20 protein-coding genes are annotated in these 23,702 nt (G+C 36.6%); 3 read left to right on the top strand and 17 right to left on the bottom strand.

What is annotated here, in order from left to right:
- Positions 1-14: 14 nt before the first annotated feature.
- From ACFSKV_RS18515 to ACFSKV_RS18455, 13 genes are all read right to left on the bottom strand, one after another.
- On the bottom strand, positions 15-1,160 hold the full coding sequence (locus ACFSKV_RS18515) for an alpha/beta hydrolase (RefSeq protein WP_380806222.1): 1,146 nt from the start codon (positions 1,158-1,160) through the stop codon (positions 15-17).
- Between the two features lie 128 nt (positions 1,161-1,288).
- Positions 1,289-2,005, bottom strand: a complete 717-nt coding sequence (locus tag ACFSKV_RS18510) for a 16S rRNA (uracil(1498)-N(3))-methyltransferase (RefSeq protein ID WP_380806219.1) — start codon at positions 2,003-2,005, stop codon at positions 1,289-1,291.
- A gap of 209 nt (positions 2,006-2,214) precedes the next feature.
- Positions 2,215-3,978: a DEAD/DEAH box helicase gene (locus ACFSKV_RS18505; protein ID WP_380806216.1), complete on the bottom strand. Its 1,764-nt coding sequence runs from the start codon at positions 3,976-3,978 to the stop codon at positions 2,215-2,217.
- Positions 3,979-4,289: 311 nt separating this feature from the next.
- Entirely contained in the window at positions 4,290-4,550 is a 261-nt protein-coding gene (locus tag ACFSKV_RS18500) for an acyl-CoA-binding protein (protein ID WP_380806213.1), read from the bottom strand.
- A 157-nt stretch (positions 4,551-4,707) separates the two neighbouring features.
- A complete protein-coding gene (locus tag ACFSKV_RS18495) occupies positions 4,708-5,997 on the bottom strand; it encodes a citrate synthase (RefSeq protein ID WP_380806210.1) in 1,290 nt (429 codons plus the stop codon).
- A 311-nt stretch (positions 5,998-6,308) separates the two neighbouring features.
- On the bottom strand, positions 6,309-6,728 hold the full coding sequence (locus tag ACFSKV_RS18490) for a BrxA/BrxB family bacilliredoxin (protein WP_380806206.1): 420 nt from the start codon (positions 6,726-6,728) through the stop codon (positions 6,309-6,311).
- A gap of 21 nt (positions 6,729-6,749) precedes the next feature.
- Positions 6,750-7,091 carry a DUF59 domain-containing protein gene (locus ACFSKV_RS18485; protein ID WP_380806203.1) on the bottom strand — a complete coding sequence of 114 codons (342 nt, stop codon included), beginning with the start codon at positions 7,089-7,091 and terminating at the stop codon, positions 6,750-6,752.
- A gap of 6 nt (positions 7,092-7,097) precedes the next feature.
- Complete coding sequence (locus tag ACFSKV_RS18480) at positions 7,098-7,529, bottom strand: SufE family protein (protein ID WP_380806200.1); 432 nt, start codon at positions 7,527-7,529, stop codon at positions 7,098-7,100.
- On the bottom strand, positions 7,526-8,749 hold the full coding sequence (locus ACFSKV_RS18475; RefSeq protein ID WP_380806198.1) for an aminotransferase class V-fold PLP-dependent enzyme: 1,224 nt from the start codon (positions 8,747-8,749) through the stop codon (positions 7,526-7,528). Before ACFSKV_RS18475 ends, ACFSKV_RS18480 begins: the two co-directional genes overlap by 4 nt.
- Positions 8,750-8,758: 9 nt before the next feature.
- Positions 8,759-10,036: a Fe-S cluster assembly protein SufD gene (sufD, locus tag ACFSKV_RS18470; RefSeq protein WP_380806195.1), complete on the bottom strand. Its 1,278-nt coding sequence runs from the start codon at positions 10,034-10,036 to the stop codon at positions 8,759-8,761.
- A 30-nt stretch (positions 10,037-10,066) separates the two neighbouring features.
- Positions 10,067-10,828 carry a Fe-S cluster assembly ATPase SufC gene (gene sufC / locus ACFSKV_RS18465; RefSeq protein ID WP_380806193.1) on the bottom strand — a complete coding sequence of 254 codons (762 nt, stop codon included), beginning with the start codon at positions 10,826-10,828 and terminating at the stop codon, positions 10,067-10,069.
- 45 nt (positions 10,829-10,873) lie between these two features.
- Positions 10,874-12,319, bottom strand: a complete 1,446-nt coding sequence (sufB, locus tag ACFSKV_RS18460) for a Fe-S cluster assembly protein SufB (RefSeq protein ID WP_380806190.1) — start codon at positions 12,317-12,319, stop codon at positions 10,874-10,876.
- 288 nt (positions 12,320-12,607) lie between these two features.
- Entirely contained in the window at positions 12,608-13,075 is a 468-nt protein-coding gene (locus tag ACFSKV_RS18455; RefSeq protein ID WP_123953434.1) for an Lrp/AsnC ligand binding domain-containing protein, read from the bottom strand.
- Between the two features lie 381 nt (positions 13,076-13,456).
- On the opposite strand from ACFSKV_RS18455, the gene ACFSKV_RS18450 reads away from it, so the two are divergent.
- Positions 13,457-13,945: a hypothetical protein gene (locus tag ACFSKV_RS18450; protein WP_380806187.1), complete on the top strand. Its 489-nt coding sequence runs from the start codon at positions 13,457-13,459 to the stop codon at positions 13,943-13,945.
- Positions 13,946-14,064: 119 nt separating this feature from the next.
- The gene (locus tag ACFSKV_RS18445; RefSeq protein WP_380806185.1) at positions 14,065-15,987 is read left to right on the top strand and encodes a M14 family metallopeptidase; all 1,923 of its coding nucleotides are present in this window, start codon (positions 14,065-14,067) and stop codon (positions 15,985-15,987) included.
- Between the two features lie 69 nt (positions 15,988-16,056).
- On the opposite strand, the gene ACFSKV_RS18440 is transcribed toward ACFSKV_RS18445, so the two are convergent.
- Positions 16,057-16,860: a copper resistance protein NlpE N-terminal domain-containing protein gene (locus ACFSKV_RS18440; protein WP_380806183.1), complete on the bottom strand. Its 804-nt coding sequence runs from the start codon at positions 16,858-16,860 to the stop codon at positions 16,057-16,059.
- 49 nt (positions 16,861-16,909) lie between these two features.
- Positions 16,910-18,583, bottom strand: a complete 1,674-nt coding sequence (locus tag ACFSKV_RS18435; protein ID WP_380806181.1) for a formate--tetrahydrofolate ligase — start codon at positions 18,581-18,583, stop codon at positions 16,910-16,912.
- 312 nt (positions 18,584-18,895) lie between these two features.
- Between ACFSKV_RS18435 and ACFSKV_RS18430 the strand changes: the two genes are divergently transcribed.
- On the top strand, positions 18,896-19,741 hold the full coding sequence (locus ACFSKV_RS18430; RefSeq protein WP_380806178.1) for a hypothetical protein: 846 nt from the start codon (positions 18,896-18,898) through the stop codon (positions 19,739-19,741).
- A 21-nt stretch (positions 19,742-19,762) separates the two neighbouring features.
- On the opposite strand, the gene ACFSKV_RS18425 is transcribed toward ACFSKV_RS18430, so the two are convergent.
- Together ACFSKV_RS18425 and ACFSKV_RS18420 are read right to left on the bottom strand one after the other, a co-directional pair.
- Positions 19,763-21,907 carry an alpha-glucuronidase family glycosyl hydrolase gene (locus tag ACFSKV_RS18425; RefSeq protein ID WP_380806175.1) on the bottom strand — a complete coding sequence of 715 codons (2,145 nt, stop codon included), beginning with the start codon at positions 21,905-21,907 and terminating at the stop codon, positions 19,763-19,765.
- Between the two features lie 176 nt (positions 21,908-22,083).
- A complete protein-coding gene (locus ACFSKV_RS18420) occupies positions 22,084-23,598 on the bottom strand; it encodes a phytoene desaturase family protein (RefSeq protein ID WP_380806173.1) in 1,515 nt (504 codons plus the stop codon).
- Positions 23,599-23,702 lie beyond the last annotated feature (104 nt).

The following is a 23,702-nucleotide window of genomic DNA, read 5'->3' as shown; positions in this document are numbered from 1 at the left end:
GGTCTTTTAGAAAGTTAAACGGTTCCTTCCCGTTCGCTGAAGAAAAGCCATTCTATGGCTTTTGGGAATTCATCACTCCAATAAGTTTCACTGTGTTTTCCCTCCATGTTGATACTTAAATTGATCTTCATATTCCCTTTTGCACTTTCAGTTTTTAAAAGCCTTTTTTTGAATTTTTTCACATGCTTGATCATGGTTTCGCTTTCATCCCCTCCTGCATATAGGTAAATTTTGGTTTCTGAAGGTTCAAAAAGATCCAAAAAGGAAAGTTTTATTTTAGGGATAACCCATAGGGATGGGGAGAATATCATGAGTTTCCCATAAACTTCAGGATACATCAATCCACTGAAAATACTGACAAGCCCTCCCATGGAACTTCCTCCAATTCCGGTGAACTCTCTTTCAGGCTTTGTTCTAAAATTCTTGTCAACAAAAGGTTTTAGAGTATCAGTTATGAATCGGATATATTTTTTGCCCTGTCCTTCACCTAAAAGGGTTTTTCCTACATTATATTCAATCAGTCTTTCTTTTTCTGCATGTTCGACGGCTATTATGATGATTTTTCCTATGCCGTAATCTGACATGACAGCGAGTTTTTTGTCAATTTGCCAATTTCCAAAAGGAGCATTTTCATTGAAGAGATTTTGGGCATCCTGGAGATATAGGACTGGATAAGACTCTGACGAGGTGTCATAATCATGTGGGAGAAGGGCCCATACCTTTCTTTTTTTGTTTAATTGGGGAATTTCAAATTCCTCTGAAATTAAATGGACCTGTGGTAATTGGCTAGGTCGGTAGGGTAACCAGTTTTTTCTCCATCTTGGAACAAATTCTTCCTGAATCCCTGAAGTTTTTTCACAGAATCGATTTGGGGTTTTATTTCCATACCTATCTATTTCCACCTCAGACCAGTCTCCTTTGGTAAATTTATAGGCAAGTTTTTCAGGGTATACAAAGTCATGGGGAAACGTAAATGAATATTTTCCTTGACTTATTTTATGAAGCAAATATCTCCTGTCCTGGGTTGCCCATTGGTTGAAATTGCCCGAAATGTACACCGGCCTATGATCATCTTCATCTGTATATAGCAGAATAGTCAACCCCTTTTCCTCCTTGTTATTTATCTTTTCCCCAGCAAAGATTTTTTGTTGCGATTCCATCTACTTTTTATACAGTTAATTTAACCGTGAGTCAATATGTAAATTTATTTTTTTGATCTAAAGTTAAAAAAGGAATTAGTCGAATTTATTATAAGAATTTTCTAGGGTTAAAAGCGAAGTTAACTTTTTCATAACTGTTTTATTTGATTGATTAACTGCAAGGTATGAACTGCAACCAGTCCGGCAGTTTCACTCCTAAGCCTGCTTTTCCCTAATGAGCAGGGTAAAAAATGATTATTGAAAGCCAATTCCAATTCTTGCTGGGAAAAGTCCCCTTCTGGACCTATCAAAATGATATAAGCTCTGTCAGCTTCTGCTTTTTGAATCAGATGTCTGTCATTTTCCTTATCTACAAAAGCAATGAACCGTTGGAAAGTGTCAAAGGTTTTGTCCTGGACTAATTCATTCATTTGTCGGATTTGGTTTATTTTTGGAACTCTGGTTTTTAAGCTTTGCTTACAGGCAGCTATAATTTTTTTTTCTAGCCTGTCTATTTTGATGTGATTTCTTTCAGAATGTTCAGAATACATGAAGGTGATTTCATGTACACCGATTTCTGTTATTTTTTCCACCATCCATTCCATTCTATCGGTGTTTTTTGTAGGACAGATTGCAAGATGGATGTAAAAGTCATCATCAGGAATATAATGTCTGTTGTCAATTTTTAAAATTGTCTTTCTGGGATTATCATCAATGATAATGCAGGAATATAGACAACCTTTTCCATCTGTGAAATTTACTTTGTCCCCAATGGTTTTTCTCAAAACTTTAATCAAATGTTTTGATTCTTCAGGGGGCAAATGGAAAGTATTGTCTTTAGTATTTTCGTGAAAGAAAAGCTGCATAGTTTAATATTGATGAAGCCAAAAATAGCCAATCTCATGAGAAATCAAATTGACTTTTGATACATAAGGCATATATCAGTTATAGATGTCTTCCCAATTGATTGGATTTAAAGTTTTATTTGGGAATTTATAAACAAAAAAGCGCAATCTCTAAGAGAATGCGCTTTAAACCATTAACCTTTATAATCTAATTTTTAATTATCTTCTAATTATCCTTTGGAAATTTCGATATTGACAGATTTACCTTTAATAGTATTATTTCTCATTACTTTAATTACGTGATCTGCATCTTTTGAAGGCACATCTACGAATGAGAAATTATCAAAGATATCAATACCGCCAATGCTTCTTCCTGGTACTCCTGTTTCACCAGCAATAGCTCCCACGATATCATTTGGTCTGATCCTGTCTTTTTTTCCAAGATTCAGGAATAGTCTTGCCATTCCAGGCTCTCTAACAGCTTTTTCTCTGGGAGATGAAGTTCTAGGCCTTTTTTCTGTTCTTTCGGATCTTTCACTTCTTGCACCACGTTCTCTTCCACCTCTTTCTCTTTCTCTTCCTCCACGTTCTCTTCCACCTCTATCTCTATCTCCACCTCTATCTCTGTCTCTAGAACCTCTTTCTCTATCTCTACCAAGATCTAATCCAAAGTTTTGCTCTTCCAATTCATGAACGGAGTTGGCCAATTGCAATTTGATTACACCCAAAGCTACTTGCTCGATGCTCAATCCTTCAGTCAGTAATTGACCGATTACATCTTCATAGAAGCTGTTATCCTCAACCTTGCTTATTTGTTTATGAACATCTTTTATAAACTGGGCCTTTTTGAGCTCCACTAGGTCAGCTACTGAAGGAGGATTTACCCTTTCGATGGAGGTCTTGATGAATTTTTCAAGATCTCTGATTCGGAACATATCTTTTCTACCGGTAACAAAACTTATTGCCGAGCCGGATTTTCCAGCTCTACCGGTTCTGCCGATCCTGTGAACATAGTTCTCTTCATCAAGTGGAAGGTCAAAATTAAAGACAGCTTCTACATTGTCCACGTCAATTCCTCTAGCAGCAACGTCTGTTGCCACCAAAACTGAGCAGTGACCTTTTCTAAACTTGTTCATAACTTTAGTACGTTGAGCCTGTGAAAGGTCACCGTGCAAAGCCTCAGCCATAATACCTCTTGCTATCAATTCTTCGGTCACTTCATCTGTTACCCTTTTGGTATTACAGAAAACAACACTTAAAGTATATTGATTAAGGTTCATTAACCTCGTCATCAATTCAATTTTAAGAGGTTGCTTTACTTCATAGTACACTTGAGAGATATTCTCAACAGTAAGTTCTTTCCTCAGAACTTTAACTATTTCAGGGTTTTTCTGAAATTTTTTAGTTAAATCCAAAATAGGTTTTGGCATGGTTGCTGAGAAAAAGACAGTTTGTCTTTCTTCAGGACAATCACTCAAAATATTTTCAATATCTTCCCTGAAGCCCATATCCAACATTTCGTCTGCTTCATCCAAAACGATGATACCTACATGGTCTAATTTAAGGGTTCCCCTATCCATGTGGTCCATGATCCTACCTGGCGTCCCAACTACCACCTGAACCCCCTGCTTGAGGCTTCTGATCTGTCTGTCGATAGATTCACCACCATAGATGCAGGTTGAGGTAAGTCCTCTTTTGTATTTTGATAATTTTACAATTTCACCTTCTACCTGTACTGCCAATTCCCTGGTTGGACATAAAATCAAAGCCTGGGGTTTTTTGCTGGAGGTATCAACCATATCAATGATAGGGATAGCAAAGGAAGCAGTCTTACCGGTACCGGTCTGGGCCTGGCCGATGACATCTCTACCTTCTAATAGCAATGGGATAGATTGTGATTGAATTTGGGAAGGATGGGTATAGCCCATATCTTCCACCGCCTTGAGGATTTCAGCTGAAACCCCAAGGTCTGAGAATACTAATTCTTTTTCCATGAAATTTTCCTTACTTCTCTAAACCATGAACTCCTAGAAGTAACCCAAGTCAAGCGACAGTAAGGAAACCACGGTTAGAAAAATGTTTTTTAATTAATTTGGATGCAAAGGTATTGATAAAAATTTTGAATTCCAATACTTGATGTTATGTTTTTAGAATAAATGCCCAATGAAATCTTATTTGATAAAAAATAATTTGGAAGGATTTTATTCCGATTTACACTTGTCCAAATTTTCATCCTTTCATTTTAAAAAAACATGTTCTCAAAAGGATATTGGAGTGATTTATTATGTCTTTGTTTTAGTGGTCTTTATATATATTTTGAAGAAAGCTGTTTTACCAGTTCAACATATTCATTGCTAGCCTCTTCTTTTGATTTTCCTTTCAATGCCAACCAGGAATTGTATTTTGCTGCAGCTACAAAATCAAATCCTCCTGGCCTTTCTTCATTGTTGTCTCCTTCAGTTGCTTGCTTATACAGACTGTATAATCTCAATAACTCTTCATTGGAAGGTTTACTGGTGAATTTTTTTGTTAAAGCAACGGCTTCTTCTAAATTGTGGATGTCCATAAGTAAACTCAAATTTGATTTTCAGTTGCCAAATTTATGTAAAGAATTGATTTTTGATTTCATTAAATGAGCTGGTAACCTGAATTTTTATAAAACAAAGAGCCCCAAGTTAAAGTTGTTTTAAATCTTAACTTGGAGCTCTTTTATAGATGAATTATCAACCTCTTTTATTCATCGAAACATATTCTCTATTTGTCTCACCAATGAATATCTGACGTGGTCTTCCTATAGGTTCATTGTTTTGTCTCATTTCTTTCCACTGTGCGATCCATCCCGGAAGTCGTCCAATCGCAAATAGAACCGTAAACATATCAGTCGGGATACCCAATGCCCTGTAAATGATACCAGAGTAAAAATCGACATTAGGATAAAGGTTTCTTTCCACAAAGTATGGATCGCTCAAAGCAGCTTCTTCCAATTCTTTGGCTATACCCAATATTGGATCATTGACCCCTAACTTACCTAAAACGTCATCAGCTGCTTTTTTGATTATTTTAGCTCTTGGGTCAAAGTTCTTATAAACCCTATGTCCAAAGCCCATTAATCTAAATGGATCGTTTTTGTCTTTTGCTTTATCTAAGAATTTTTTGGTATCTCCACCGTCAGCCTTTATGGCTTCCAACATTTCGATTACAGCTTGGTTAGCCCCTCCATGAAGTGGCCCCCATAATGCATTAATACCTGCTGAAATGGAAGCGTAAATACTGGCTTGAGAGGAACCTACTATTCTAACTGTTGAAGTTGAACAGTTTTGCTCATGATCAGCATGTAAAATCAATAATTGATCCAATGCTTTAGCTACTACAGGATCAGGGTCATACCTTTCAGCAGGGAGAGCAAACATCATTTTTAGAAAATTTGAGCAATAGTCCAAGCTATTATCTGGGTAATTGACCGGATGACCTACTTTATTTTTAAAAGCCCATGCTGCAAAAGTTGGTATTTTGGCAATTAACCTTACTATACTCAAATTAACTTCCTCTTCATTTCTGTTCGGATCCAAGGATTCAGGATAAAAAGCAGTCAGGGAACAAATTAAAGAAGACAAAACGCCCATCGGGTGTGAATTGGATGGAAATCCGTCCAGAATCTTTTTAATGTCTTCATGCACTAAAGTATGGGTTGTAATTTCCCTTGTGAATTTCTCGTACTGATTTTGGCTTGGCAATTCACCATATATCAATAGGTAAGCAACCTCTAAAAATGTGGATTTTTCCGCAAGTTCTTCTATCTTATACCCTCTGTATTTTAGGATACCATTTTCTCCATCTAAGTAAGTGATGGAACTGGTAGTAGAACCTGTATTTTTATAACCTGGGTCAATGGTGATTAAACCTGTCTGAGCCCTCAACTTGGCAATATCAATTGCTTTTTCATTTTCGGTGCCTTCTACAATTGGGAGTTCAAAATCTTTTCCTCCGTATGATAATTTAGCGATGTCAGCCATAAATTATATTTTTATTTTTCAGTTTATTGTTTCAAAGTTTTCAAATTCTTTAACTGTTTTTAGTGGGCTTAAGTTAATAAAAACGTGTATTTTTTACATGATAATTTATACCAATAGATCAATAATGTGTTTATGGTAAGTTCAAAGATATATAAGGAAAAAAAATCTTATGGTATAATTAATTTTAATATTTAAATGATGACTATTTAAGTTTAACAAATGGAGACCTTCTTATGCGAAATATAATTTGGTTTGAGTTATACGAAACTACTATATTTTTTTAGCAAAAAAAAAGCCCCAAAGGGCTCTTTTTATTTGCAGAAATATTCGAAAACCTCAACAAGGTGGTCTCCTATCATTTTGGCATTTCTACCTTCAATGTGATGTCTTTCTATGAAGTGTACCAATTCCCCGTCTTTGAATAAGGCCATAGAAGGTGAAGAAGGTGGATAGGGCTGGTGCATTTGCCTGATTTTCGCTACGGCATCGACATCATTCCCCGCAAAAACTGTGGCAAGGACATCTGGTTTTGCCTCACTTTGGTCCAAAGCATACCTGACACCCGGTCTTGCAGCGCCGGCTGCACAACCACAAACCGAGTTGATGACAAAAAAGGTGGTACCTTTATGTTCTTTTAGGTGGTTTTCAACGTCTTCTGCTGTTCTGAATTCCTGAAAACCGACATTTGTCAATTCAGCACGCATAGGTGCAATTAATTCCTCTGGATACATATTATTGATTATTTATTAATTTTAAAGAAAACCCAATTCTAATTTCGCAGCCTCTGACATCATGTCCTGGGAATAAGGAGGGTCAAAGGTCAGTTCCAATTCAACATGGTTTATGCCAGGTATTTGTTCTATTTTTTCTTTAATTTCTGATGGAATGGATTCTGCGGAAGGACAGTTGGGAGAAGTTAATGTCATTAAAATATATACGTTGTTTACAGGATAAATGCTGATTTCATAAATCAGTCCCAATTCATAAACATCAACTGGAATTTCAGGGTCATATACCTGTTTAATGGCATTGACTACTTTATCTTTTAATTCCTGGGAAGGTATTTCCGTAATATTTTTCTCATTTTCCGACATGTCTTTTCAGGCATTTTGTTTGGTTTGGTAAGCAAGGGCATATAGTTTCATTTGTTTAATCATAGCAGAAAGTCCGTTGGACCTTTGCGAACCTATTATATTTCCCATTCCTATTTTATCTATAAAGAATAAGTCTGCATTTAATATTTCATTGGGCTTTCTATCTGACAATACCCTAATTAATAAACTGATCAGACCTTTTGTAATATCAGTGTTGGAATCAGCGTAAAACTGGATTTTGCCATCATTTTCCTTTGTTGTCAACCACACTTTTGACTGACACCCTTTGATGATGTTTTCATCCATTCTTTCATCTTCAGGAAACTCTGGTAGCTGGGAACCAAGTTCCATAATGTAGTAAATCGTGGATTCCTTATCATCTCCCAATATGCTGAACTCCTCAATGATTTCGTTTTGTATGTCCTCAATACTGTTCATTTATTTTTTATTTTAGCGATTTTGGCAAGAGAAGCTGCCATCAAATCAATTTCCTGCTTTGTATTATAGACAGAAAATGAAGCCCGGACAGTGCCTTCTATTCCAAACCATTTCATCAGAGGTTGTGTGCAATGGTGCCCTGTTCTCACTGCAATTCCTTTTGCATCTAGCATCATTCCTACATCAAATGGATGCATACCATTTATATTAAATGAAAGTACAGATACTTTTTCTTTAGCGGTACCTACTGGAATAAAACCCTTTATCTCAGTAAATGCTGAATTGGCATAAGATAAAAGGTCGTCTTCATGTTTTTTGATTTCCTTTTTTCCAATGTTATTGATAAACTCCAATGCTTTTTGGAAAGCAATTACATCAGCAATATTTGGCGTTCCTGCTTCGAATTTATATGGGATTTCATTGAATGTGGTTTTTTCGAAACTCACCTCTTTGATCATTTCACCACCGCCCTGATAAGGAGGCATTTCTTCCAGTACTTTTCGTTTGCCATAAAGAACCCCCAATCCGGTTGGTCCGTACAGTTTATGCGCAGAGAAAGCCAAAAAGTCACAATCTAAATCCTGGACATCAATATTTAGATGGCTGGTGGACTGTGCTCCATCCACTAATACCTTTGCGCCAAACTCATGTGCTTTTTTGATGATTTCTTTAACAGGATTTATGCTTCCCAAAGCATTGGAGGCATGCACGATGGAAACCAACTTTGTTTTTTCTGAAATCATTTTTTCAAATTCCTCACAGAGCAATTCACCTGCTTCATTGATCGGAATTACCTTTAGGTTGGCTTTTTTTTCCTCACATAATATCTGCCATGGAACGATATTGGAATGGTGTTCCATAGTGGATATCAAGATTTCATCTCCTTCCGAAATATATTTTCGACCATAGGTTGAAGCCACTAGATTGATACTCTCGGTAGTACCTTTTGTAAAAATAATCTCTGCTTCTTCTTTTGCTCCAATAAAATCCCTTATGGATTTGCGGGTTTTTTCATAATATCGGGTAGCCCTGTCGGCTAAGGTATGGGCCCCTCTGTGTATATTTGAATTGTCACGTTCATAATACCCGCAGAGCGCATCCAATACTGCCTTAGGTTTTTGCGTTGTAGCGGCATTGTCGAAATATACCAAAGGATTTCCATGGACCTGTTGGTGAAGGACGGGAAATAATTCTCTGATTTCTTCAATGTTCAATGACATGTTGAATCCTTAAAAACTACTACCTAATCTTTCCTGAATTAAATTATCGATATACACCTTAAAGGTTTCATCAGATATTTTTTCCAAAACCTCTCCAGCAAAAGCATAAAGCAACAGACCTTTTGCTTGGACTTTTCCAATTCCCCTGGCCTGAAGATAAAAAAGAGCCTCTTCATCCAATTGTCCTGTGGTACATCCATGTGAACATTTTACATCATCAGCCCATATTTCCAATTGGGGTTTGGTGTTGATAGTGGCATCTTCAGATAACAGGATATTGTTGTTTTGCTGAAAAGCATTGGTCTTTTGTGCATCCTGTCTCACAAAGATTTTTCCATTGAATACCCCTCTTGACCTATCTGCCAAAATACCTTTGTACAATTCATTGGATTCAGCATGCGGTTTGGTATGGTCTACGTTGGTGTGGTTGTCTACATGGGTTTTGCCATCAAGCAAATACAAACCAAACATGTTTCCGACACAACCTGAGTCCAAAAGGTTAAGACTGAGGTTATTTCTAAGCATTTCTCCCGAAAGAGACACTACTACCGAAGTAAATGTGGCATCTCTATGGATGTCAGCGCCAAAATTATTTAAAGAGATTGCTTTTTTGCTTTCATTCTGCAGCCTATTGTAGTGGACATGTGAATTTTGAGCCACTATTATTTCAGTTACTGTATTGCAGAAATAAGCTTCCTCATCAAGGGATATACTGTTTTCCAAAAAGCTGACCTCAGCATTGTCCTCTACTTCTATCAATACCCTTGGAGAGATTACCTGTCCTTTAGAACTCTGATTGAAATAAAGCAGGAGTATAGGTTTTTCAATTATTTTGTTTCTCCCAACTTTAATAAATATACCATCTTCAAATGCAAAGCTGTTCAATGCAATAAAGGGATCATTTTCAATTTTACTTACTTTCCCCAAACTGACCGGATTTGAATCTTTTAATGAGCTGATCTCGTAGGGTTGTCCCTGTAATTTAGATAGTTCTGGTTCATAATGTCCGTTATTAAAAACGATTAAATCACCTTCAAACCCTTTTATTGTATGGGATTGAACTATTTCTTGAGATAAGTAGGTAGTTTTAGCAGGAGAATAATCTGAAATAGATTGTTCTAATTTTTTACTGAAAGCAGTAAATTTATATTCCTCATCTTTTGATTCAGGAAGTCCTTTTTGCATTAAAACATCCTGAGCTTTTCTCCGTAGGGACGGAAAAGAATTAAAATTAGGTATTTGACCTAAAAAGAGGTCAGTCACTTTATTTTTGGTCAATGTTGTCATGAGTTGAAATCAATATAAAGGGTGAAAAGATTAAACTGAAGCTGCACTTGCTTCCTCTTTGATCCAATCATAACCTTTCTCTTCCAGTTCTAGCGCCAATTCTTTTGTGCCTGATTTCACAATTCTTCCTTTATACAGTACATGGACAAAGTCAGGAACTATATAGTCCAACAATCTTTGGTAATGGGTAACCACTATAGTAGCTGTTTCCGGTGACTTCAGTTTATTCACTCCGTTAGAAACGATCCTTAATGCATCGATATCCAAACCTGAGTCAGTTTCATCCAAAATTGATAATTTAGGTTCTAGCATTGCCATTTGAAAAATCTCATTTCTTTTTTTCTCTCCACCTGAAAATCCTTCATTCAAGGAGCGGCTAAGAAGCTTTTGGTCGATTTCCACCAATTTCATTTTTTCTTTCATTACGGATAGAAACTTCACCGCGTCAAGGGGTTCAAGCCCTCTATATTCTCTCACCTGGTTTACAGCCGTTCTTAGAAAGTTGGTAGTGCTTACACCGGGGATTTCAACTGGGTATTGGAAAGCCAGGAAAACTCCTTCTCTAGCCCTGTCTTCGGGAGCCATTTCCAATAAATCTTTTCCTTGGAAGGTGACTTCCCCATCGGTAACTTCATATTCTTCCCTACCTGCCAAAACAGAAGCCAAAGTAGATTTTCCGGAACCGTTTGGGCCCATGATAGCGTGTACTTCACCGGCTTTTACTTCTAAATTAATACCTCTTAAAATTTCATTTCCTTCAATAGAGGCATGGAGATTTTTTATTGTAAGCATTTTTTTCCTTCTAATTTAAGTTTTTTCCAATCTTTCAATCATCAATTAACCGACACTACCTTCCAGGGTCAGTGCCAAAAGCTTTTGTGCTTCCACAGCAAATTCCATAGGCAGTTGGTTTAAAACTTCTTTTGCATAACCATTAACAATCAAGGCCACTGCATCTTCTGTGTCAATTCCTCTTTGATTACAATAGAATATTTGATCCTCTCCAATTTTGGAAGTTGTGGCTTCGTGTTCAACTTTCGCTGTTGAATTTTGGATGTCTATATAAGGGAATGTATGGGCCCCACATTTGTCACCCATCAATAAAGAGTCGCATTGAGAGAAGTTTCTTGCATTGGTAGCCCTTTTCATTACCTGTACCTGTCCTCTGTAAGAATTCTGAGAATGACCGGCCGAAATACCTTTAGAAACTATCCTTGATTTTGTGTTTTTTCCAATGTGGATCATTTTTGTTCCAGTATCCGCCTGTTGGAAATTGTTGGTCACTGCGACTGAATAGAATTCTCCAACAGAATAATCACCTTTAAGAATACAGGAAGGATATTTCCAAGTAACTGCTGAACCGGTTTCTACCTGAGTCCAGGATATTTTAGAATGGTCACCTGCACAGATACCTCTTTTCGTTACAAAATTGTAAATCCCACCTTTTCCCTGTTTGTCTCCAGGATACCAATTCTGCACGGTGGAATATTTTACTTCTGAATTTTTTTCGGCATAAATTTCTACCACAGCGGCATGGAGTTGGTTTTCATCTCTTTGAGGAGCAGTACAGCCTTCTAAATAAGAAACATATGACCCTTCTTCTGCAATGATCAATGTTCTTTCAAATTGTCCGGTATTGGCAGCATTGATTCTGAAATAGGTGGACAATTCCATCGGGCATCTTACTCCCTTGGGTATATAGCAAAACGAACCATCAGAAAATACAGCGGAATTCAAGGCTGCGTAGTAATTGTCATTCATTGGTACAACAGATCCCAAATATTTCTTAACAAGTTCAGGATGTTCTTTTACTGCTTCACTGAAGGAGCAGAAAATTATCCCTAGTTTTGATAAGGTTTCTTTGAAAGTAGTCCCCACTGAAACTGAATCTAAAACAGCATCAACAGCAATACCTTGTAGCCTTTTTTGTTCGTTAAGGGAAATACCAAGGCGTTCATATATCTGTAACAATTCAGGATCAATTTCATCCAAGCTTTTTGGTTTTTTCTTTTGCTTGGGAGCGGAATAATATTTCAATGCCTGAAAATCAACTTTAGGATAATGGACATTGGCCCATTCTGGCTCTTTCATGGCCAACCAAGTTTGAAAAGCTTTTAACCTCCACTGAAGCAGCCATTCCGGTTCTTCTTTTTTAGCGGAAATCCAGCGTATAATTTCTTCGTTAAGCCCAACAGGAGCTTCGTCCGTTTCAAAATTCACAGACCATCCATGTTCATATTCCTTGGAAGTAAATTCTTCTAAAATCTGATTGTCTTTGCTCATAAGGTTGAGTTATTTAGACTAATTATATTTTGATACGCGAAGATACAACATTAAAGTAAATTTTATTGTTCACGAAGGTTTTATAAAATAGCATTTTTTCGACAAAAAATGTTTTAAATAACTGAAATAGAGGTAATTAAAAAATAAATGAAATAACAATTAAATGAATTGTGTACTAAAAAATATTATAAAAAAAAATGTAATATTATAATAAAAAATTTACTTAGATTTAATCTAAATAACTTTTTTTAATAAAAATTTTATAAATGAAAAATGATTTTAATCATGTTATTTGTCAAAAAATTGTATTGGGCGGTTAATGCTTTCTTCTAAAACTATCAGTGTTTCTGTTCGGTCAATGCCCTCAACTTTTTGGATATTGTCAAGGACAGTTCTTAAATGATTCGTGTCTTTACAGATGATTTTGGCAAAAATGCTGTAATTACCTGTAGTATAATAAGCATTGATTACCTCAGAAATGCCTTTCAGCTTTTCTATGACATTGTCATAAAGTGAGCTTTTTTCAAGATAGATTCCTAGAAATGCAGAAATATCATATCCAAGTTTGGAAAAATCTATATTCAGGGTGGCGCTTTTTACAATCCCCATGTCTTCCAGTTTTCTCATTCTTACATGGACTGTTCCTGAAGAAACAAAAACTTTTTTAGCAATTTCTGTATAAGGTGTTTTGGCATCATCATTTAATAATGAGATGATTTTTAAGTCGACATTGTCAATATCTAAAATTTTGTCCATTTTTTTTAGGTTGTTTTGAATCTATGTTAATGAAATCGGTCTAAAATTATTAAATACTCAAAAATTACCAAAATAAATTTTTCAATTTGTAAAATTGATCAAAATACTTTTATTTTGGCCTGTTGTGTTCTGGCGTTAATTTTATTTCGTGATTTGGATAAATAAGTAAATAAAACTTCGTAAATCATTAAAAATCGTTGTGAATCGACCATATGAAATTTGAAAACTTTTAATCTCTAAAGTTATATTTGGGTTTATATTCTGAAAAGAGTCTTGCTTTTGGCAAGACTTTTTTGTTGCCAAAAAAAATTTAAAATACAAAAACTTGCATTTGAAAAATATTTTTATGTATATTTGTATGCTTTAAAATCAAATATGACCATGAGAAAGTTTTATATTTTTGTATTAATTGCCGCGATGGGAGCGGGAGCTTTTATACCGGGCAATGGATTGGCAAATAATAATGAAGAGAAAAGTATTGCCAAAGAGGAGAAGACAATTGAATTAAAGATTGTTTCCATTCAACCGTCATCTCAATTTGAACAGCCTTTTTATTTTGAGATGGAAAAAGAAATTGAATATACCCATATTGCTCCTTGGGCTTTTCCGGTTCATACTCTTGATATAGTGGACAGTTATGTTCCTTTTATATTCAGAACCAAAAAGAGTGCAGAAATCGAAGAATTAAAGGTAATAATCAGTATTAATGATAAAGGAAAACTTACTGGTTATGAGGTGTTGAATGAAGAGGCGGATAAGGGATTGAAAGAAAGGATTGGTTATGTTGTGAGACAAATGCCAAATGCACTTGCAGTACCTGGTTTTCAAAAATATGAGCCAATGGATTTTGAATTGGTGATCAGAAAATAAACAATAAGAGTGTTTGATTACAAAAATCCCCGGTAATAATTACTTGGGATTTTTTTTTTGAATGGTATGGAAAGATTAAAAGGTCCAAGTTATTTTTATTCCAACCAATTAAAATAATCATGAATAGACATTTACTTCTTGTGATGGGTTTGTCATTACTTGTTGGAGGGACAGGTATGGCACAGGAACATTCCTTGGTTTCCCAAAAAAAATGGCCAGAAAAAGATAAGGATGGAAAATTTTATACTGTTTCAGGAGAAAGGCATGGACAATCTTTTTTTAAGAAACATCAATTTCCTGAAGTACAATATGAACCTGGGGACAAATTGACTTTTGATGTATACCATACACCCGACGTAATGTACCACTGGTATAGGCTTTGGGCTGAAAAATATCCTGACATAACAGAATTATATGAGGTTGCCCAGTCATTTGAAGGCCGTCCTATTCTTCAGATGACTATTACCAATAAAAAAACAGGTAAACATACGGACAAACCAGCAGCTTATTTTGAAGGAGGTAGGCACGGTGGAGAAGTGACTGCATCAGAGGCAGTTTTCTGGTTAACCCAACATTTATTGGTTAATTATGGTAAAGACCCGGAGATTACCAAATTGATTGATACTAAGACCATCTATGTAAGACCACAAAATAACCCGGATGGTACAAATATGTATTTATTCTCAGAACAGAGAAACAGGAGTACAGTCAGGCCTCATGATACCGATAGAGATGGATTGTATGATGAAGATCCGGAAGAAGATTTGAACGGTGATGGTATCATTCATATGATCAGAAAGAAAGCAATAACTGAAGAAGAAAAGGAAAAAGCCAATTATATACTTGATCCCAGAGATCCTCGGGGAAGATTAATGAAAAGAGTCTTCGATGGTCAGGGTGAATATTTGATGTATACTGAGGGGATTGATAATGATGGAGACGGAAGATTCAATGAAGATGGAATCGGGGGATTGGATTTACACAGAAATTATCCTGAAAATTGGAGGCCGGATACTGGAGGAGATGCCACAGGTAGAGGATATACCCAATTTGGAGCAGGTGAGTATCCTTTAAGTGAAATTGAGACCAGATCAACTGTTTTATGGTTGCTTTCCCATCCTAATATTTCAGTTGTTAATTCTCTGGATACCAGAGTTCCTATGCATTTAAGACCTCCTTCAACCTCTTCTTCAGCGGAGTCAATGTTTGAAAAGGACCGATTGATATATGAGTATTATGATAGTTTGGGAATGACTATTACCGGTTATCCTTGGGCTGGAGATGTTTATGAGACGTATAGTACCAGGGGGAAATTCAATAGATTGACCGGAGATCCACTAAAACCTAATCCTTTGTTTGGGCATGGCCCTGATTTCGGTTATTTCTATTATGGGGCTGTTTGGTATGGAGATGAATTATGGAACAATGGAGCAATGAAAGATTATGATGGTGATGGGGATTATGATGACTATGATGCCTTAAGGTGGGATGATGAGGAAAACAAATCCAATGGATTTAAATTATGGGAAAAATTTGACCATCCCCAATTAGGAGAAGTTGAAATTGGGGGATTCCATCCCAAGTTTTTCTCCCAAAATGGCCCACCATGGCAATTGGAAGGATGGATTAAAAAACAATCCCTGTTTAATTTAGCCATGGCCTTGGATCTTCCTCAGATTGAAATTCAAAGCGTGAATATTTCAAAATCCGGTGATGTTTATGAAATCAAAGTCAAATGGTCAAATACTGGAAAATTACCAGTTGCTTTGGACCAAGCCAAGCGAGTAAAAATTGTCCAGGAGGATAGATTGATGCTGGAATTTGATAAAGAGCTTATGAAAGGCTTTGAAAATGCAAAGGTGATTATAACAGGGCCTGAAACCTATGATAAAACTATATATTCCGGTTACACAGAAGCTGGAGAAACAAAAGAAGCTGTATTTAAAGTGAAAGTTAATCACAATGAAGCTGTGAAAGGAAAAGTGAAACTACTTTCTACCCGAGGCGGATATGTGGAAAAGGAAATCTCATTAGGAAACTAAAGTTGTTTTAAAAGAAAAAGCCACTGAGAAAATTTAAATCACGGTGGCTTTTTCTATTTATAATCCTGATTATCCTTCAGCTTCTCTAAATCTTGCCAGTGGTGCCATTTTTGCTTTATTCAAAGATAGTTTGCCTTCTGCTATACTGTAGTTGTCCACTTCTTTTAAAATATCTAAAAAGGTTCTCTCGGTTTGCATGTCTGGACAGGCCATCATGGTAGATGCAGCATTACCAAAGCTTAATCTATCTCCTTCTTTGAGTTCATAAGGTCCGAAAACATTATTACAGGAACTGTTTCCTGAAAAAGAAGAAGTTTCCATTTCAAACATAATAAATGCCTCTTTTAGACCCTCATTTCCTTCTATAGCCTTTCCTCTAAGTTCTACCAAAATCCATTTTTTCCCTTCAAGTCTTGGGTCAGTAGGGTTCTTTGCCAACCTATAATTTGGGGCTAAATCGCCGCTAATTCGGTTACCATCTTTATCCAGGTGGAACAGAACATTTTCTCCTACCTGGTACTGCTGTTTTTCACCCTTCGAGTCTATTAGGGTAACTTTACTTCCTTCTTCATTCCATTCAAAACTTCCTTCGTCATAAAATGGGTTGTCGTCCTTTCCCAAATACTTCATACTCCTTTTGAAAGTACCATCAGATTTTAAAGTGATGGTGGTTTCAATCCCTTCGCAATCAGCGCAGGGTGTAGTTCCTTTGTATACCCCGTTCCAATCTAAACTGTTACGGCTGTTGTCTGCCAGAGGTGGAGCAAAAATTTCTATCGCTTCGGTTTGATCCTCAACTTGTTTTTCAGAGCTGCAGGCTAAAATTGTGGCAACGATAAAAATTACCACAATAAATGTCAATTGATGTTTCATAAAATACCAGTTTATGTTTAGAATAAAATAAAGATCAGGATTAAATTGTTTAAAATAAGCCGGTTATGTTTCCTTCTGCGTCAATATCAATGTTTTCTGCTGCAGGTTTGGAAGGTAGTCCAGGCATTCTCATAATTGTACCAGCTATAGGAACAATGAATCCTGCTCCTGCCGCAATGTCAAATTCACGGATTTTAACTGTGAATCCGGAAGGTTTATTGATAAGTTTCGGGTCATCTGAGAGTGAGTATTGAGTTTTTGCAATGCAAATCGGGAGTTTATCTAAGCCTATTTTATTGAAAAGTTTGATTTGTTGTTTTGCCTTAACTGAATATTCAACCTCAGCCGCTCCATATATTTTCCTTGTAACGGTTTCGATTTTTTGCTCAATACCCCATTCAAAACTATAAAGGGGAGTAAAATTGCTCATACCTGATTCAGCAGCTTCTTTTACTGCATAAGCAAGATCTATTGCACCATCACCTCCTTTTTCCCAGGCTTCGCTCACTGCAGTTTTCACACCCAATGAATTACAAATCTTGGTAACTTCCTGGATTTCCTCCTCTGAATCTGTGGAGAATTTATTGATTGCAATTACTGGAGTCAGCATAAAATGCTTCATATTTTCAATATGTTTTTCCAGATTGGGCAATCCTTCCCTGACAGCCAAAGGGTTTGCTTTTGTCAATTCCGAAAATGGAATCCCCGCATGACTTTTTAATGCTCTAATGGTTGTCACAATAACAGCCACATCAGGTTTTAAGCCCCCATATTGGCATTTAAGATTTAGGAATTTTTCCCCGCCTAAATCGGAGGCAAAACCTGCTTCTGTAACCACATAATCAGCAAGAGAAAGGCCCATTTTAGTTGCAATGATAGAGTTGGAACCTTGGGCAATATTGGCAAATGGCCCCCCATGTAATATTGCGGGATTTCCTTCTATGGTTTGTACCAAATTCGGCATAATAGCATGTTTCAGCAAAGCGGCCATTGCACCTTGGGCTTTAAGTTGGTGTGCTCTTACAGGCTCATCCTGATAAGTGTAACCAACGATGATATTTCCCAATTTTTCCTTCAGATCCATCAGGTCTTTTGAAAGACATAAGGCCGCCATGACTTCTGACGCGGCTGTGATATCAAATCCTGACTCCCTGGGTACGCCTTGTGAGGAACCACCCAATCCGATAACAATATCCCGGAGAGCTCTTTCATTCATATCCATCACTCTTTTCCAGATAATTTTTCTGGGATCAATGTTCAAAGCGTTTTTTTGATTATGGATATGGTTATCTAGGAGTGCAGAAAGGAGATTATGGGCTTTTTCCACTGCTGCGAAATCTCCAGTGAAATGAAGGTTGATGCTTGCCATGGGTAAGACCTGGGCAAACCCTCCTCCAGCGGCTCCTCCTTTCATTCCAAAGACCGGGCCTAGGGAGGGCTCTCTAAGGACTACAACAGATTTAATTCCAATTTTATTCAAGCCCTCTGTAAGCCCAATACTTGCTGTTGTTTTTCCTTCCCCTGCGACAGTGGGCGTAATTGCGGTAACTAGAATTAATTTCTTCCCTTTAATCTTTGATTCATCAATTAATTTTAATGGAAGTTTGGCCACATATTTTCCGTATGGCCGAAGATCTTCTGTCGCCACGTTTAATTTCTCAGCTATTTCTGCAATTGGACGCATCTTTGATGCTTTGGCAATTTCTAGGTCAGATTTATGCATGGGTTTATATTTTTTTTAAATAAATGGAGCCTTAAAGTAATGATGTAATTTAGGCTTAATTCTCTTTTTTCATTACGCGTTGAAAAATTAAAAATTTATTTTTTTATAAATTTATCATTAATTTCTTTTGAAAAACCTGTTTTTATTCTGTATTTGTAGTCTGAAGATGAGATTGTTAGGACTCAAAGCACACCCACTTTATGTTCCTGAATTTTAATTTTGAAGCTTGCTTTAGATGTTTTTGTATTGAGTTTCAAAAATGATTTTATAAGATACGAAAACCCGTATTGAAAAGTAAAGACCGTAAAAACCATGATTTCTTTTGTATCGTTATTTTTTGTCCTTTTGGGCTTTGCAACGTCCAACATTGCACAGACACTTCCTTTATCCAATAATTTCGTGGATCAGGAAAAGATCAAAAATTTTGAGGATCATCTCCTTTTGGCAAGTAGTGCTAAAGCAGAAAATATTTTGGAGTTGGAAAAACTCAATATCATCGAAGCCAAGTCAGCATATGATCGATTAAGTTTTGAAGAGAAAGAACAAGCCTTGGAATTTCCTTTTTTGGAAACATGGGTAATAGATCAACTGATTAAATTACAAGGAATAAATGGTGTAAATGTTTCATTTGTATATAGTATCCCACCTGAAAAACAGGTCATGGAAAAGTCAGTTTGGGAGAAATTGATGAAAACAAAAAAAGTGAATGCTGTATTGGATGGCCGTCAGGTTTCGGTAAATGAGCTTAAAGCCTATTCTCCCAAGGACTTTGCGTCATTTGAATTGGTTCAAACAAAGAAAGGAGGATTATTCAGGCAAGCAGCATATGATTTTAATCTTACCACCAATGAGAAGTATGATAAGGATTTCAAGTTGACCAGTAAAGAGTTGAATACAATTATTGCCGAATATGCCAATGGCGAAGAAATAATTGTCCCTTTTTTTATGATTGAGCGAACTTTCATCAGTGACTTAGGAGGGAAATTGGCACCAAATTATCCGGTAAATTATTTAGGTATTATTCTGGAAGAAATTATAAATAAAGATTTTGATGGTCTTATAGAAAAAAGCCAACGGTTGGATAATGCTCCGGGCATTTGGATTTATATCACCAATGTCAACGGGGATCACCAAAAGCTATTTGTAAAATATCAATGAAATGATATTTGGTTGATTTAATTAAATACCCGGAACAAAGTTTCTTTTGAAATTTAGATAATATTGAAGCTCATGTTTGGGATTTTCTACACCTGCAGGGAGCGCCATTTTTGAGAATTGCCCAAAATATAAGAGACAGGCATCCCTCCACCATTCAGCTTCCTTAACCTGAATATTCAGGAAAGAGGAAATGTGGTCAAATCTTTCCTGATCTATTTTTCCTTCTAATTTGGTCCATTCTTTTTGCATCCACCTGGCTCCTTCAACTCCTTTTTGATACCTTAGAGCCATTTCATCCCAAAGGGTATTTCCTGTAGAAAGCTTTTTATTCCATGGAATTCTATGAAACCATAATAGGTATTCCATTGGAATAGTTTCAGGATTTCCCCACACCGTATTCCATTCTTGAGCATATTGGCCTATGGCATTACTTCCTTTTTCCGTTCTGTCGAAACCTATTGAATCTTTGCTTGCTTTATGGTAATATGTAGCGGTCCAATCGTCTCTACCACCACCTGTCACCCATGGACCTGGACCCCAGTGGTGACTTCTGGCCATGATGTGGTGCAAACCAAGTGGCGTCATATAATTTACCAAGGTCTCATAAGAATTTAATGCAATTTTCTTAGCAGCATTAACAAAACTAGGATCAAGAGTAAAGGTCATTTTTAACCAATCTTCTGTTATTCCATCTATATTGCTTTCAGGATTCCATGCTAATTTCCCAAAAGCATACCAATCTGCTTGACCTGTATGATGCCCTGTCCAATTTCTATCAGTGCCTATATTGGAAACTCCTGCCATTCCTGTAAGCTGGTAATTGTGGAGACTGCCATCCAATACTTTGCTTACTGTGCTTCCATGACCTTTTGCATAGGTATCGGATTGTAATATTTCCTTCCATGATGTGGAAAGGTTTACCCAATGGGTTTCTTGGCCCAAATATTCTTTTGTAATCTGAAATTCCATCATCAGGGGTGTATTGGGCATTGCTCCAAACAAAGGATGAAAAGGCTCTCTAGGCTGAAAATCCAGAGGACCGTTTTTCACTTGTACGATTACATTATCTCTGAATTTTCCATCCAGAGGTTTGAATTCATCATAAGCTTGCTTTATTCTATCTGTAGGGGTTTTTTCATTATACACAAAAGCTCTCCACATGACGATTCCTCCAAAGGGCTTCACAGCGTCTGCCAAAGTATTGGCTCCATCTGCCTGGGTTCTTCCATAGTTGTGTGGACCAGGTTGACCTTCGGAATCTGCTTTCACCAGAAAACCACCAAAATCCGGTATATAGGAATAGATTTCCTTAGCTTTTTTCATCCACCATGCTTGGACTAGGGGATCTAAGGGATCTGCAGTGGGAAGACTGTCTAACATCATAGGAGCATTGAACCGTGCGGTTAAGTAGATTTTTATACCGTATGGTCTGAAGACATCTGCCAAAGCAGCAGCTTTCTCCAGGTATTCAGGGGTTAGCACCAATGCATTGGCATTGACATTGGTAACAGAAGTTCCATTGATTCCAATGGAAGCATTGGCACGGGCATAATCAATATATTGCTGATCTATGTGTCCTGGCAATCTGTGCCAGTTCCATATGCTAAAACCTGCATACCCTCTTTCTACTGTACGGTTTAAGTTGTCCCAATGATTCAAAAGCCTAAGCTGGATTTTCGGATTTTCAAGGATGTCAAGATCCTCAAGTGATTTTCTCGTTTGGATATTTTTAAGCAAGGCAAATGTTCCGTAAAGTAGGCCAATATCTGAATTTGCAGTTACAAAAATTTTCCCTTGAAAATATTTGATCAAATAACCCTCCTCCTTGATTTCTTTTATCCTTTCAGCCAAAGAAGCCTTTATGTTTTGTGGCAAATCCACTGTTCCTGCAATCCATATTAGTCCGGAATTGATATTTTTGGAAGAAATGTTAGATTTCGTTTTTCCTTCCAAGAAACTATCAATGGCAATCTCTAACTCTTTTCTGATGACACCATGAGTTGGAGATTCCCCGATAAGGGTTATGTTTTCAAGATAATCTCTGTAATAGTCAGCTACAGCTTTATTTTCAAAGGGAAGGTATTGTAACCATAGTTTATAACCATCATTTGCCTTAATCAATAAAGGGCATAATATCAGAAGTAAAGAGACTATTATTCTATACATTTTTTGTGCGTTTATTGGGGGGGGTTAAAATTGAAAAGGGTTTTAATAACGCTTTTCAATTCAATACCGAAGTATTAAAAACTTTGAATTTTTCTAAATCTATTTAAAAACCCTTCATTTTTACTAGCCTAATTGATAGAAGGCGAATATTTTGTAAATAAAGGCTATGAAATCCGTTAGGGGAGGAATTCCTGTCCTTCTTTCATACATATTAAATCAATAACTTCTCTACCTGAAAAAGCTGCGGATGGTAGTCCTCCTCCTGGAATTACCCAATGTCCGGACATGTAAAAATTACTAAGATCTTTAAAATGGTTAGAGATTTTTGATTTTGTTGATTGAGGGGTAGGTAGCCAACCTTCATAACTTCCTTTATGATTTCCCGTCCATTTTTCAAATGTAATGGGTGTGGATGAATCCGAAAATTCGACGAGTTCAGAAATTCCATGAAATTCCATTTCCAGACATTGAAGCAATTCCTCATTAATTCTGTTTTTTTCAGAATTATATTTATCAAAACCTGTTGCTAAAAGATTTTTCCAAAAATCGTAATTTGTATCCAACATGGCAGTGATCAGCGTTTTTCCTGTGGGTGATAGGGTAGGGTCAAAATTGTAAATTTGAAATGAAACCCTCTTGTGTTCAAAATCGCCAACCTTCAATGAATTGAGCAATGGTAAGTTAAGACCAATGATTGCAGGGTTAAGGGTTTTGAACTGTCTGTTTACCCCAGCTGAAAAATAATAAAGGGAAGGATAGGTTTTAAGGTATCGGTAAGCATTTTTAGTGATTTCATCTGAATAATTTCCCTCTAGCATTTTGAAAAGAACAGTATGTCCATCGCAGGCAGAAATCACATAATCGCAATGGTGTTTGTTGCCATCTTCTGTTTGGATTCCTATGGCTTGATTTTTAGTAATGAGTATTTTTGAAACTTTTTGTTTAAATCTGAATTTACCGCCAAGGTCAATATACCGTTTTACCAAACTTGCGGTGAATTTACCTGAACCTCCAAGAGGGTAACCTGTAACTCCACTTATAGCGTATCCCATATGTATAAGGAAAAATCCCATGGACATATCCGGTGACCATATGCTTTCAAATGCCTTCCTTAAAATTTCTGATTTGAACTTTTTAGCAAATTCCCTAATAGAAAGCTGATTGAATTTTCCCAGGATTTCAACTTCAGGGAAGTGCCCTATAAATGTTTTACTCCAATCCCATGCATGCAATAATTCAAATGCTCTTTCCATACGGAGATTGGCTTTGGACATGATACGGATTCCGTCAATAAATTCTGAGATCAGCCCAGCATCTAATGGGGAAATTTCCAATAGATGTCTTTTAAGTTTAACAGAATCAAGATAAAAATGAACATCCACCCCATCTATGTTCTTGCATTCCATTAAACATGTATGATAGTGAAATTTATTATCGTTAATTACCCCTAAATCATTCCACATATCGTAAAAATCAATTCCCGGTGCTGAACCTACAAGCCAATGAATTGATCCGTTTACATAATATCCTTCATTATTCCAAGAGGTACAAACCCCGCCGGCAGTAGGATTTGATTCAAAAATTGTAGTATCAAAGCCATTAAGTCTAGCATAGATTCCTGCAGATAATCCTGCCACACCTCCTCCAATAATATTTAGTTTTTTGGGTTTATCCATAATGTTGTAGTACAAAATTTTGGAAATAATATTGCTTGGGTATGCTTATCTTAAAATTACATTTCCAAATGCTGATTTACTAGAAAATACAAGAAAGATTTGGCAAACATCACAAGCTG

Origin of the sequence: Shivajiella indica (assembly GCF_042683085.1) — a bacterium.
Classification (GTDB): Bacteria; Bacteroidota; Bacteroidia; order Cytophagales; family Cyclobacteriaceae; genus Shivajiella; species Shivajiella indica.
Note: the sequence above shows the minus strand (reverse complement) of the source record. Positions and strands in the feature narration are given on the sequence as shown.